Origin of the sequence: Yoonia sp. R78084 (genome assembly GCF_044595625.1) — a bacterium.
GTDB lineage: Bacteria > Pseudomonadota > Alphaproteobacteria > Rhodobacterales > Rhodobacteraceae > Yoonia.
Genome location: NZ_CP138993.1, coordinates 2,602,384 through 2,614,731, shown reverse-complemented (window position 1 = coordinate 2,614,731; position 12,348 = coordinate 2,602,384). Strand labels below are relative to the sequence as shown.

General features: G+C 60.2%; 9 protein-coding genes. 2 read left to right on the top strand and 7 right to left on the bottom strand.

Annotated elements, in window-relative coordinates:
* Positions 1–24: 24 nt before the first annotated feature.
* The 3 genes from SJY29_RS13120 to cobN are packed head-to-tail and all read right to left on the bottom strand — an operon-like array spanning position 25 to position 5,065.
* The gene (locus SJY29_RS13120) at positions 25–672 is read right to left on the bottom strand and encodes a YrbL family protein (RefSeq protein WP_400088927.1); all 648 of its coding nucleotides are present in this window, start codon (positions 670–672) and stop codon (positions 25–27) included.
* Between the two features lie 48 nt (positions 673–720).
* Positions 721–1,329 (bottom strand): cob(I)yrinic acid a,c-diamide adenosyltransferase, encoded by a 609-nt coding sequence (gene cobO, locus SJY29_RS13115; RefSeq protein WP_400083664.1) that lies wholly within the window; start codon positions 1,327–1,329, stop codon positions 721–723.
* A 34-nt stretch (positions 1,330–1,363) separates the two neighbouring features.
* The gene (gene cobN / locus SJY29_RS13110) at positions 1,364–5,065 is read right to left on the bottom strand and encodes a cobaltochelatase subunit CobN (protein ID WP_400083662.1); all 3,702 of its coding nucleotides are present in this window, start codon (positions 5,063–5,065) and stop codon (positions 1,364–1,366) included.
* Between the two features lie 47 nt (positions 5,066–5,112).
* On the opposite strand from cobN, the gene SJY29_RS13105 reads away from it, so the two are divergent.
* A complete protein-coding gene (locus tag SJY29_RS13105) occupies positions 5,113–5,277 on the top strand; it encodes a hypothetical protein (RefSeq protein ID WP_055295866.1) in 165 nt (54 codons plus the stop codon).
* 2 nt (positions 5,278–5,279) lie between these two features.
* Here the strand turns inward: SJY29_RS13105 and SJY29_RS13100 are convergent, their stop codons facing one another.
* The 3 genes from SJY29_RS13100 to SJY29_RS13090 all read right to left on the bottom strand — a co-directional run bounded on the left by SJY29_RS13100 (position 5,280) and on the right by SJY29_RS13090 (position 7,346).
* The gene (locus SJY29_RS13100) at positions 5,280–5,729 is read right to left on the bottom strand and encodes a GNAT family N-acetyltransferase (protein WP_400083660.1); all 450 of its coding nucleotides are present in this window, start codon (positions 5,727–5,729) and stop codon (positions 5,280–5,282) included.
* Complete coding sequence (gene cobW, locus SJY29_RS13095; RefSeq protein WP_400083658.1) at positions 5,726–6,799, bottom strand: cobalamin biosynthesis protein CobW; 1,074 nt, start codon at positions 6,797–6,799, stop codon at positions 5,726–5,728. Before cobW ends, SJY29_RS13100 begins: the two co-directional genes overlap by 4 nt.
* A gap of 70 nt (positions 6,800–6,869) precedes the next feature.
* On the bottom strand, positions 6,870–7,346 hold the full coding sequence (locus SJY29_RS13090) for a hypothetical protein (protein ID WP_400083656.1): 477 nt from the start codon (positions 7,344–7,346) through the stop codon (positions 6,870–6,872).
* 272 nt (positions 7,347–7,618) lie between these two features.
* Between SJY29_RS13090 and smc the strand changes: the two genes are divergently transcribed.
* Positions 7,619–11,074: a chromosome segregation protein SMC gene (smc, locus tag SJY29_RS13085; protein ID WP_400088925.1), complete on the top strand. Its 3,456-nt coding sequence runs from the start codon at positions 7,619–7,621 to the stop codon at positions 11,072–11,074.
* Positions 11,075–11,126: 52 nt separating this feature from the next.
* Here smc and SJY29_RS13080 read toward each other — a convergent pair whose 3' ends face one another.
* The gene (locus tag SJY29_RS13080) at positions 11,127–12,293 is read right to left on the bottom strand and encodes a lytic murein transglycosylase (RefSeq protein WP_400083654.1); all 1,167 of its coding nucleotides are present in this window, start codon (positions 12,291–12,293) and stop codon (positions 11,127–11,129) included.
* Positions 12,294–12,348: the final 55 nt, after the last annotated feature.

The window sequence follows — 12,348 nt, the reverse complement described above, 5'->3', positions numbered from 1 at the left end:
TCTGGAGGGGCGATCGCGGTGACATCAGTCAGATGCTGCCATATGAAAACGGCGCGTTTTGCAATCCCATCTCAAGCCGGTTCGCTTTGCAACAATCTTGAAGCTATCGTTAAGCCCCAATGCGTTTGCCCAACGGCCCATCGAGCGGACGGGCAGAAAGTGGATATCGCCAAACCCATCGACTAAAACACATTCATAGCCGTTGTCACGATAGCCAAAGACGAGGTTATGGGGTTTGAGGTCTCCGGCACGGATCCCAAAGCTATGCATCTGACTGACGAAGCCATTGAACAGATCAAGCTCCACTTGCGTAAACGTGTCTTTGTTGATCATCATGCGCATCGTTTCCGCCACGCTGCCATCGGGACCCGAGACACGTTCGGTCACACAGGCCAGACCACGTGTGGTCGAGACAACGCCGTAAAGATGCGTGATCGGCAGGCGCACGTCATGGGCAGGGTTGAACAGGCGGATGCGCAGATATTCGTCATATTCCTTGCGGATTAGACGCAGGCGCGCGCTCGGGAAAAGCTTGGTGGAGATATCGCGGAATGTGAAACGCGTAGGCGCATTCTCGATGTTGCGCATGACTTTAAGCAGCTTTGCCGGATCGTCGGGGTGTTGGTAGACATCCCTTTCAGCACCGCTGGCGATGTAATGGCTGTCGTCGATTGCGATTACTTTATCGATCTTGAAACACTCCGTCCTGAGCTGGTTAGCTCAAAATTCCACTCCGATCTGCGCTTTGATCCCTGAGCGGAAAGGGTGTTTGACCAGTTCCATTTCAGTCACAAGATCAGCCAGTTCAATCAGGTCTTCGTGGGCGTTGCGGCCCGTCAGGACCACATGGGTCATTTCCGGTTTATGGTCGCGCAGGAAGGCGACAACCTCGGCGGCGCTCACGTAATCATAGCGGATCGCGATGTTGATTTCATCGAGCAGGACCATGTGATTTGTCTCGTCCAGGATCAGTTCTTTGGCTTTGGCCCAGGCGGCTTGGGCCATTTCGGTGTCGCGGGATTTGTCCTGCGTTTCCCAGGTGAAGCCTTCGCCCATGGTGTGGAACGCGCAGGTGTCGCTGAATTTGGCAAGGATCAGGTCGCGTTCACCGGTGGACATACCGCCTTTGATGAACTGGACGACCGCGCATTTCATGTCATGGGCGATGCAGCGGAAGATCATGCCGAACGCGGCAGAGGATTTGCCTTTGCCTTTGCCGGTATGGACGATAACCAGCCCTTTCTTATCGGTCTTTGTCGCCATGATCTTGTCGCGCGCGGCCTTCTTCTTGGCCATTTTCATCGCGTGGCGGTCTGTATCATCCGTCATGGTATTCACTTTCGATCTGTGGGTTTCACCCACCCTACAATAATCCTGCGATGCGCGCACGGGCGGAGTTGGATTTGGGTTGCCAGAGGTTGCGGTCAATTGCCTCTTGCAGGCGCTGCGCGATTTCCTTCAGCGCTGGTGCATTGGCATCGGCGATGAAATCCCGCGTGGCCTCGTCCTTGATAAAGGCCTCTTCGACCAGATCGAAATGGTGGTTGCGCACGGCCCCTGTCGTCGCGGCAAAGGCAAAAAGGTAGTCGACTGTTGCGGCGATTTCGAACGCGCCCTTGTAGCCGTGCCGTTTCACGCCGTCGATCCATTTGGGGTTTACCACGCGGCTGCGCACGACGCGGCCGATTTCGTCCTCCAGTGTGCGGATGACGGGCCGCTCAGGGCGCGAGTGGTCGTTGTGGTAGATCGGCCGCTCCTGCCCTTGCAGCGTGCTGATGGCGGCGGCGGCCCCGCCTTCGAACTGGTAATAATCGTCACTGTCGAGGATATCGTGTTCGCGGTTGTCCTGATTCTGCACGACTGCTTCGGCTTGTGTCAGCCGCGCCTCAAAGGCTTTTCGGTCCTTGCGGCCCTCAGCGCCTTGCCCGTAGGCGTAGCTGCCCCATTCCAGATAGGCCTCGGCGAAATCCGATTTATCCGCCCAGATGCGTTCGTCGATCAGTGCCTGCAGGCCCGCGCCATAGGCACCGGGTTTTGAGCCGAAGACGCGTGTTTGGTCTTCACCCGCTTTTGCGCGCGCGGCGGCAGGGTTCAGATCAACGGGTTCATCCATGTCTTGCACCGCACGTGCGGCGCTATCGACGAGCGCGATCAGTTGCGGGAAGGCATCGCGGAAGAAACCGGAGATACGCAAGGTCACGTCCACGCGGGGGCGGCCCAAGACGGATTGGGGCAGCACCTCGAACCCCGTGACACGACGGTTGGCACTGTCCCATGTGGGTTTGACACCCATGAGTGCCAGCGCTTGGGCGATATCGTCGCCACCTGTCCGCATATTGGCGGTGCCCCATGCGGTGACCAGCAGGCTGCGGGGCCAGTCGCCGTGGTCTTGCAGGTGTTTTTCGATCAGCAGGTTTGCTGACTTCCAGCCCAAGGCCCAAGCGGTTGGCGTTGGCACGGCGCGGCTGTCGACCGAGTAGAAGTTCCGCCCCGTCGGCAGCACATCCATGCGGCCGCGTGTCGGTGCGCCGGATGGACCGGGGGCGACGAAATGGCCATCCAGTGCGCGCAGAAGGGCCGCGCCTTCGGCAGCGCCGCAGGCCTGCACCGTGGGCAGGATATGGTTGTGGATTTCGCCCAGCACCGCCGCGCTCATCGGCCCTGGCGGGCGCTCTTCGCGGGAGACGAGGCGTTGGGAGAGGTTCTCGAGTTTTTCGACCGTATCGCCGTTTGTGCGCCATGTGGTGCTATCGGACAGCGTGACTGGTTTTTGCGGTGGTGCATCTGCCATATCGCAATCGAGCGGGTCGATGCCGAGTGCGAGATCTGCGGCCAGTGCGCGCAATAGGGACGCGTCTTTGCCTTTACCATCGCCACGCGGGACGCGGGCCAGGGCAATCGCGAGATCGCGTTCTTGTTGGCCTGTCGGGGATTGCCCGAAAATATGCAGCCCGTCGCGGATTTGTGCCTCTTTGAGTTCGCAGAGATAGGCGTCAAGTTTCCCCAGATCGCCGTCCTGGTCGCCGGTGAAGCCCGCGTCCTTGGCCAGGCCGGTCACATCAGAGAGTGAAAGGATTTCACGGCGAAGGTGGTCTATGCGGCGGGGATCGACGCCTGCCGCTTCATAGTACTCGTCAACCAGTGCTTCGAGATCGCGCAAGGGCCCATAGCTTTCCGCGCGCGTCAGCGGTGGGGTCAGGTGGTCAATGATAACGGCGGACGTGCGCCGTTTGGCTTGAGTGCCTTCGCCGGGGTCGTTCACAATAAAGGGATAGATATGTGGCGTCGGGCCAAAGACTGCCTCAGGCCAGCAGGTCTCGGAGAGGGCTACGGCTTTGCCCGGCAGCCATTCGAGGTTGCCGTGTTTGCCCATATGCACGATGGCATCCGCACCCCAGTGGTGGCGCAGCCAGAAATAGAAGGCCAGATAGTTGTGCGGCGGGACAAGATCAGGGGAGTGGTAGGTGTCGGTGGGGTCGATGTTATAGCCCCGCGCCGGTTGCAGGCCGACGACGGCGTTGCCGAAACGGTGGATGCTGAGGGCAAACCCTGTTTTCGCGGGCTCTGTCGGAGCCTCCGGCGGGAGTATTTTAGGCAAGATGATAAAGGGGTCATCTTCGGGTTTGCCCCAGCGCGCTGTGATCTGTTCTTTGATGTCCCATGGCAGGGCCTCAAAGTAAGTCAGGTAGGTGTCGAGAGGGAGGATTTCGCCCCCTTCCTTGTCCGCGCGGTCGGTTAGCCAATTGGTAGGGCCTGCCATGATTTGCGCCATGAGTGCTGCACTGTCGGTGGGCGGCGTGACGGTGTGGCCCTTGTCTTTCATCAAGTTCAGCACGTGAACTGTGGCCGCAGGCGTGTCGAGGCCAACGCCATTGGCGAGCCGGCCGTCTTTGTTGGGATAGTTGGCGAGGACCAGTGCAGTCTTCTTGGTTGCGGCAGGTGTCCGGCGCAGGCTGGCCCAGTTTTTGGCCAGTTGCGTGACAAAATCAATCCGGTCGCCGCGGGCCTGATAAGTGGCGATGGGACATTCGGTGGCGTCATCAAAGAAGGCCTCGCCTTTGAAGCTGACAGCGCGTGACAGGATGCGCCCGTCGACCTCGGGCAAGGCCACATTCATGGCGATGTCGCGGGCGGTCAGGCCGTGGAGGCCTTCGGCCCATGACGCCTCGGCGGCACCGGAGAGGATGACCTGAAAGATGGGGGCGTTATTGCTGAGGAGCGGGTTTTCGGGGCTGTCGTCACCATCATGCGGGCTGCCCACGGCGAAGGCGGTGCAGTTGAGGATCACGTCTGGCGGGGCTGCGTCGAAAATCCGGTTCAGCGTGGCGGTGCTGACGGGGTCTTTGAGGCTTGCTACGAAAATGGGCAGCGGGTTCAGCCCTGCGCGTGCCAGGCTGCGCGTCAGACGGTTGATCGGATTGAGACCGCCGCCTTGGACCAATGCGCGGTAGAAGATGATCGGCACGATAGGTCCGCCTGTTGTCCAGCCGGATTGTGCTGCAGCCAGATCAGCGATCCCGGCGCCCGGCCAATAGACGCCTGCGCGCAGAAGCGGCCGCGGCGGATTGGGTTTTTCGCCGCCATCCAGCATTGCTTTGGCATAGGCGAGAAGGTTGGTGGTGTTTTCGGGGCCGCCTTCGACGAGGTATGACCACAGCGTGTCATAGTCTTCCGGGCTGATGGTCGAGAGTTCGCGCAATTCAGGGTCGGGTTTGTCGTCACCAGGAAGGGCCGCAAAGGGGATACCCGCTTCGCGCAGACGGGCAGCGTATTGGGTGAGGCCGTAATTCCAATAGCCTGCGCCACCCAGAATACGCGCGATCACCAGTCCTGATTTTGTGGCGCAATCATCCAGATGCAAATCGACCGACATCGGGTGCGTCAGATGCATCATGTTCGCCAGTCGCAAGCCGGGAGGATTTGCCATCTCGGCGCGGGCCTCGGCCAGTGCGGCGAGTTCTGTGTCGGCTGCGGAGATGATCACCACATCGGCAGGGGTTTGTCCCAGATCGACCGGTTCGCTGCCGTCGCTGATTGCACCGGGTGTTGCTGCTAGCAGGTGCATTCGTTTTGCCCCCGTGCTAAAGCGCGCGCAAACGTGAAAGAGAGATCATGGATTACAAAGCCGCAGGAGCGCCGAAAATGGGCAAGAAAGCCCCCAAGCACGAAGAGCATAATGCACATGGATCGGGCAAAAAGCCCTTTGGTGCACGCGAAGATAAGGCCGCTTTGCTGGCGCGCATGAAAAAGGCGGCGGCAGAGAAGAAGAAAGGCTGAGGTCACAGCGCTTTCTCCATGAAGATCGAGCTTTTGGCGCTGGCGTAATCGCCGAAGACACTGCATTCAACAAAACCATGCCGCGCGTAGAGCCTGTGCGCGGCCTTTAGAACGTTGCCTGTTTCGAGTTTGAGCATGCGCAGGCCTTCGTCGCGGGCGGTATCCTCGATCTGGCGGAGCAATGCGGCGGCGATGCCTTTGCCCCGCGCGGATTCGGACACGAACATGGATTTGACCTCGCCGTAGTCCGCTTTCACCATCAGAGCGCCTGTGCCCAGAATATCATCGCCCATCCGTGCGGTGTAGAAGTGGATGTTGGGGGCTACCAGATCGTCTATATCGAGGTAAAAGTTGTCCTCGGGCGGGAACAGGCTTTGCATCAAGGTGTGGCTTTGCTTGAGCAAAGCGGTGGCCTGTGGATGGTGGGGGTCTGTTCGCGCGACGATGATCATGCTTGCAGGGCGGCGGTGATCGTGGCTCGGTCGAGGCCAGCTTCGCCGATCACGACGAGCCGCGTTTCGCGCAAGGCGGTACCAAAGGGTTGGTCGAAATAGGTGTCCACACGGGGGCCCACGGCCTGCAAGGTCAGGCGCATGGGTTTGCCTGCGACAGCGACAAAGCCCTTCAGGCGCAGAATGTTGTTGGCGCGGATCACATCGGCAACTTGTGCTGCAAAGGCGCTTGGATCGGCGATTTCGCCGCGGCTGACGATGAAGCTTTCGAATTCATCGTGGCCGTGCTCATGCGCGTGATCGTGATCGTGATCGTGATCGTCTTCTTCGTCGTCATGGTGGTGATGGTGATGGATTTCATGGCGCGCAGCCAGATCGCCCTCGGCCCCGATCCCTTGCCCCAAGAGCACATCAACGGGCAAAGCGCCCATCGAGGCTTTGATGACCTGTACGCCGTCACGCGCCTCTGATTTCAGCTGCGCGGTCAGCGCATCGGCCTCGGCTGGGTCCAGCAGGTCGATCTTGTTCACTACGATCATATCGGCGCAGGCGACCTGATCTTCAAAGAGTTCCGACAGGGGTGTTTCGTGATCAAGGTTTTCGTCCAGCGCGCGCTGGGCATCCACGGCGGCGACGTTATGGGCAAACTGGCCGTCGTGGACGGCGCGGCCATCCACAACGGTCACAACGCCATCCACGGTGACTTTCGTCGAAATGCCGGGCCAGTTGAACGCGCGCACAAGCGGCTGTGGCAGGGCAAGGCCGGAGGTTTCGATCACGATGTGATCTGGTTTGTTTTCCCGCGCGAGCAAAGCTTCCATGGTGGGAATGAAATCATCGGCCACGGTGCAGCAGATACAACCATTGGACAGCTCAACGATATCATCCTCGGAACAGATCTCTTCGCCACAGCCCTTGAGGATATCACCATCGACGCCAAGATCGCCAAACTCGTTGATGATCAGCGCGATCCGCTTGCCCTGTGCGTTTTGCAGCATGTGGCGGATCAGGGTCGTTTTGCCGGCTCCGAGGAAACCTGTGACAACTGTGGCTGGTATCTTGGCGGGCATATCGGGGTCCATTCCATAACGCGTGTGACGGACCCCTTTCTTGCGTTACCTCGCACGAGTTGCAAGAGGGCTATTCGATCACAAATGTCTCTTCGACGAACAAAGGTTCACCATCCACGACCCAGACCTTGTGATCATTGCCGCCCAGATACATGTGAACGGTCACTTCGCCCTTGGGCAGGTTCACCAAATGGCGCATCGGTGCGTATAGGCGCCCCACGTTTTCCCCGTTGATAAAGAGGTGCCCGTGGCCTGTTCCTGGCTCAACCGCCTTGTTGACATCTTCGGGTGTCATCTCAAAACCGTCGAGGGTGACAAAGAGGTTATGTCCAGAGGCAGGATCGGGCTGCAGATCAAGTGCGATAGTCGGCGCTGGCAGATCGGCGGGCCAGATATTCTTGCGATCGTCGCTGAGCGTATCATATGGCGCGGAACCCATTTGGTGCCCGCTGTGCGCACTACTCGCGATCAAGTCACTGCCATTGAGCACTGTGCCTACAAACGTGCCCGCCGCCAGACCGACGACAAGAAAAGTGATATTGCGCATTGGTTCCCTCTAGGTCACGATCTTCCGGTTTATCTGGATTTTCTTACGTGAAGGTAAGGCAATTGGATGCATTGGCAAGGACAGCATCTCATCGACCACCCGGTCGCGCGGTATCCTACGCAGGCATGGAAACGCGCAAAAACCTGTAAAAAGCCGCAATATGTTGTGGATAACATGGCGGAACATGGCACATGCGGGGTTGGGGGCGTTGACTCGTGCAGTCTCGCAAGGCGATGCTTTCGCAGGTTGAGGAATCATACGGGCAAAAATCGTTGCGCTTTAGCAAACTCAGACTGAATGGCTTTAAAAGCTTTGTGGACCCCACGGATCTGATCATCGCGGATGGTTTGACCGGTGTTGTGGGTCCCAACGGCTGTGGCAAGTCGAATTTGCTTGAGGCGCTGCGCTGGGTCATGGGCGAAAACCGCCCAACTGCGATGCGCGGTGGCGGGATGGAGGATGTGATCTTTGCCGGTGCCGCCACGCGGCCTGCGCGCAATTTCGCGGAAGTGTCCTTGGTCATTGATAATGGTGAGCGTCTGGCACCGGCTGCGTTTAACGATAATGACAACCTTGAGATCATCCGCCGGATCACCCGTGACGCGGGATCGGCCTATAAGGTGGGCGCCAAGGACGTGCGGGCGCGCGACGTGCAGATGCTGTTCGCCGACGCTTCGACCGGGGCTCATTCGCCGGCCTTGGTGCGGCAGGGGCAGATTTCGGAATTGATCAACGCCAAACCCAAGTCGCGCCGCCGTATTCTGGAAGAGGCGGCGGGGATTTCGGGCCTGTATCAGCGTCGCCATGAGGCAGAGTTAAAGCTGAAGGGTGCGGAATCAAACCTGACCCGTGTGGATGACGTCATCGACCAGCTGGCGGCTCAGTTGGGCCAGTTGGCGCGACAGGCCAAGCAGGCTGCGCGGTACCGCGAGATTGGTGACAAGCTGCGACGTGCCGAGGGGATGTTGCTGTTCCGGCGCTGGAAAGAAGCCGATGAGGCGCTCTTGGCCGCCGCCGATCAGTTGCGCGAACGCACGACAGCCGCAGCGCAAGCTGAGAAAGCCGCGCGTGAGGCGGCAAAAAGCCGAGCGCGTGCCGAGGAGGCTTTGCCGCCACTGCGTGAGGAAGAGGCGATTGCGGCTGCTGTGTTGCAGCGCTTGCAGGTGCAGCGCGATACCCTCAAGGATCAGGAACAACGCGCATTGGACATGATCGAGACGCTGCGCGGGCGCATTGATCAGCTGACCCGCGATATGGAGCGCGAAAGCGGGCTGAACAAGGATGCGGGCGAAACGATCGCGCGGCTGGAATGGGAAGCGCGCGAAATTGAAAAGGCTGGCGAAGGGCACGAGGACCGCCTGAAAGATGCGCAAGATGCAGCGCGTGAAGCAGCGGGCGTTTTGCAACAACGCGAGGCTGATCTGTCGCAACTGACCGAAGATGTGGCGCGGCTTGCGGCACGGCACCAGTCGGCACAGCGCCTGTTGGATGATAACCGCACAACCTTGCGCAAGCACGAAGACGAGGCGGCGCGCGCAAAGGCGGCGATGAAAGAGGCAGAGGCGGCATTGGCGAAGGCCGAGGCCGATTTTGCTGCGGCTGGCGAAGCAGAGAAAGCCGCCGTCGCTGCGGCGGAAGCGGCTGATGTTGCGTTGAACGATGCCGAAAGTGCGCGGGCCGCGACACAGGCGCGCGAAAGTGATGCGCGCGCGTTACGCTCCGAGGCCGAGGGCGAGGCAAATGCGCTGCGTGCCGAAGTTGCTGCCTTGGCGAAACTGGTCGAGCGTGACACCGCCGAAGGCGGGCAGGTGCTGGACCTGCTACGCGTGCAGGGCGGTTATGAAAAGGCGCTGGGCGCTGCCTTGGCCGATGATCTGCGTGCGCCCGAGGTGGCCGCAGATGCGAAATCCGGCTGGGCTTTGTTGCCCGGTTATGCTTCAGCGCAAACGCTGCCGGAAGGTGTGAAGGCGCTGACAAATTTTGTTACGGTTCCCGAGGTCTTGGCGCGGCGGATGTCGCAGGTCGGTTTGGTGGATGCCGCTGACGGGCCGCGTTTGCAGGCGGACCTGAAACCTGGCCAGCGGCTTGTGTCGGTTGAAGGCGATTTGTGGCGGTGGGACGGGTTCCGCGCGGGTGCCGAAGATGCGCCTTCGGCGGCGGCATTGCGGTTGCAACAGCTGAACCGGTTGACCGAGTTAAAACGGGATCTGGAAGAGGTGTCTGCGACGGCCCATGGGGCGGCACAGGCACATGAGAGCCTGACCGCTTTGCTGAAGCAACAGACCGAAGCGGACCATGCCGCACGGCAAGCCCGTCGCAATGCGGACCAAGCTGTCGCTGATGCCAACCGTGCGGCCAGTCGTGCCGAGGCCGAGCGCAACCTGTCACAGGGCAAGCTGGAAAGTCTCGGGTTGGCGGTGAAGCGCAACGAGGAAGAAGCGCTCACAGCGCGGCGCGCGTTGGCGGAGGCCGAGAAAGCGGCGCAGGATCTGGGTGATCTGGATGCAGCGCGGGCTGCGGTGGAAGACATCAAGATGACGGTTGAGGCTGCGCGGATCACCATGATGTCGCGCCGCTCTTCCCATGACGAGGTGCGCCGCGAAGGTGAAATGCGCCTGAAGCGCAGCCAGGAGATCACAAAGGAAATTAGCGGCTGGAAACATCGTCTGGAAACCGCGAACAAACGCACGGCAGAACTGGCGCAGCGCAAAGAGGAATCCGAGGCGTCATTGGTTGAGGCCAGCGCCGCGCCCGAGGAAATTGCCGCTAAGCGTGCCGAACTGGCGGATGCGATTGATGAGGCGGAGACACGGCGCAAGGCTGCGGCGGATAAGCTGGCCGAAGCTGATAATGCGCTGCGCGATGCGGGCCATCATGAGCGTGATGCCGAGCGTTTGGCCTCTGAGGCCCGCGAGGCGCGCGCGCGATCCGAGGCGCGGTCTGATGCGGCCCGCGAAACCGTGGCCTATGCCGCCGAGCGGATCATGGAAGCGCAGGAGGTGACACCGCAGCAACTGCTTGAGACGCTGGAGACGGATGTGGAGCAGATGCCTGCATCCGAAGTTGTTGAAGGGCAGGTCAATGCGCTGAAACGGCAGCGGGATGCCTTGGGTGCGGTGAACCTGCGCGCCGAAGAAGATGCCAAAGAGGTGCAGGTCGAGCATGATGGTCTGGTCAGCGAAAAGGCTGATCTGGAGGCCGCCATTGCGGCGCTGCGCTCGGGGATTGCGAGCCTGAACCGTGAAGGTCGTGAGCGGTTGCTGACAGCCTTCGAGCAGGTGAACGAGAACTTCGGTTTGTTGTTTACCCATTTGTTTGGCGGTGGCGAGGCGAAACTGGTTTTGGTCGAATCCGATGACCCGCTTGAGGCCGGACTTGAGATCATGTGTCAGCCGCCGGGCAAGAAGCTAAGTACATTATCCCTGTTGTCCGGGGGTGAGCAGACGCTGACAGCGCTTGCGCTGATTTTTGCGGTGTTCCTTGCGAACCCTGCGCCGATCTGTGTGCTGGACGAGGTGGACGCGCCGCTGGATGACGCCAACGTCACGCGCTTCTGTGACCTCTTGGACGAGATGACACGCCGCACCGAGACCCGTTTCCTGATCATCACCCACCATGCGGTGACGATGAGCCGGATGGACCGGCTTTTCGGGGTGACCATGGGGGAACAGGGTGTGTCGCAGCTGGTATCGGTCGACCTGAAAAAAGCGGCGGCGATGGTGGCCTGAGCCGGAGCCTCCGGCGGGGATATTTCAGGGGCCAGTAATAACAAAAGTGGCTTTATAGCCGGTTCAAGAGGTCGATTGTGGGCCAAGCATCTGCGGGCAGGCCGAGGCGAATTTGTTCGGCTTGCACGGCGGCCCGTGTCATCGCGCCCAAGATGCCGTCAATGCCGCCCACGTCATGGCCGCGCTGGGTGAGCTTTTGCTGGAGTTGCTGCATTTGCTGACCGCTGAGCGCCGGTGTCGGGTTGCCCGCGTCATAAACGGCCGCACCGCCAAGCCGTGTTGCGAAATAAGCGGCGGTGGTGACGTAGACGAAGCTTTTGTTCCAGTCGAAATAGACCTCGAAATTCGGGTAGGCGAGAAAGGCAGGGCCGTTGCGTCCCATGGGAAGCAGCACCGAGGCCTGAAGGTTGGCAGGGCCAAGCGCGCCTTCGCGGGCCCGCACGCCGCGCGCGGCCCACTCGCGGACACTGGATTTGTGGTTCAGGCCGGTTTGCGCCCAGTCGAGGTTTTCGGGGACAACAATCTCTTGCAGCCAAGGTTCATTTGGCCGCCAGCCCAAGGATGACAGCACATTTGCGCCCGTCATCAGCGCATCTGCCGATGAGCCTTTGAGATCGACAATCCCGTCTCCGTCGCCGTCGATGCCTTGGCGGATGATTTCGCGCGGCAATTTCTGGAGTTGTCCGATTTCGCCTGCCCATGCCCCTGTGGTTGACGCCGGGTTCATGCCACCGCGGCGGTAGAGTTCAATTGCAGCGATCAGTTGGGGGCGAAAAAGCTCTGGTCTGCGGCAATCATGTGCGAGTGTCAGCAGCGCGTTGCGGGTGTTGAACGACCCCTGCACCTGCCCGTAGTCGGTCTCGAAAGCCCAGAAGGCCAAGAGCACGCCGCGCGGGATCCCGAAACGTGCTTCGATCGTGTCGAAGGTACTATCCAGCCTTTGCCCATATATGCGCCCGTTGTCGATCCGGTTCTGGCTGATCAATGCCCGCGAAAAGCTGATGAAGTCCCGCTGGAACACGCCTTGCGCACGGTCGGCGTTGATCACGGCTTGATCAATTTGCGCGCCTTGGAAAAACGCATCGACGGTTTGGGCCGGGATGCCTGTTGCCCGTGCTTCAGCTTTGACACCTTCGATAAAAGGACCCACCGGCCCGCCACAGGTTTGCGCGCTGGCGGTGCTTGCGAGAATGGATAAAGCGAAAATGGCGCTGCGCATTGAAATCTCCGTGGCAAGAATATGCCTGCAGCGTATCAGTGCAATTGTGCAGCGC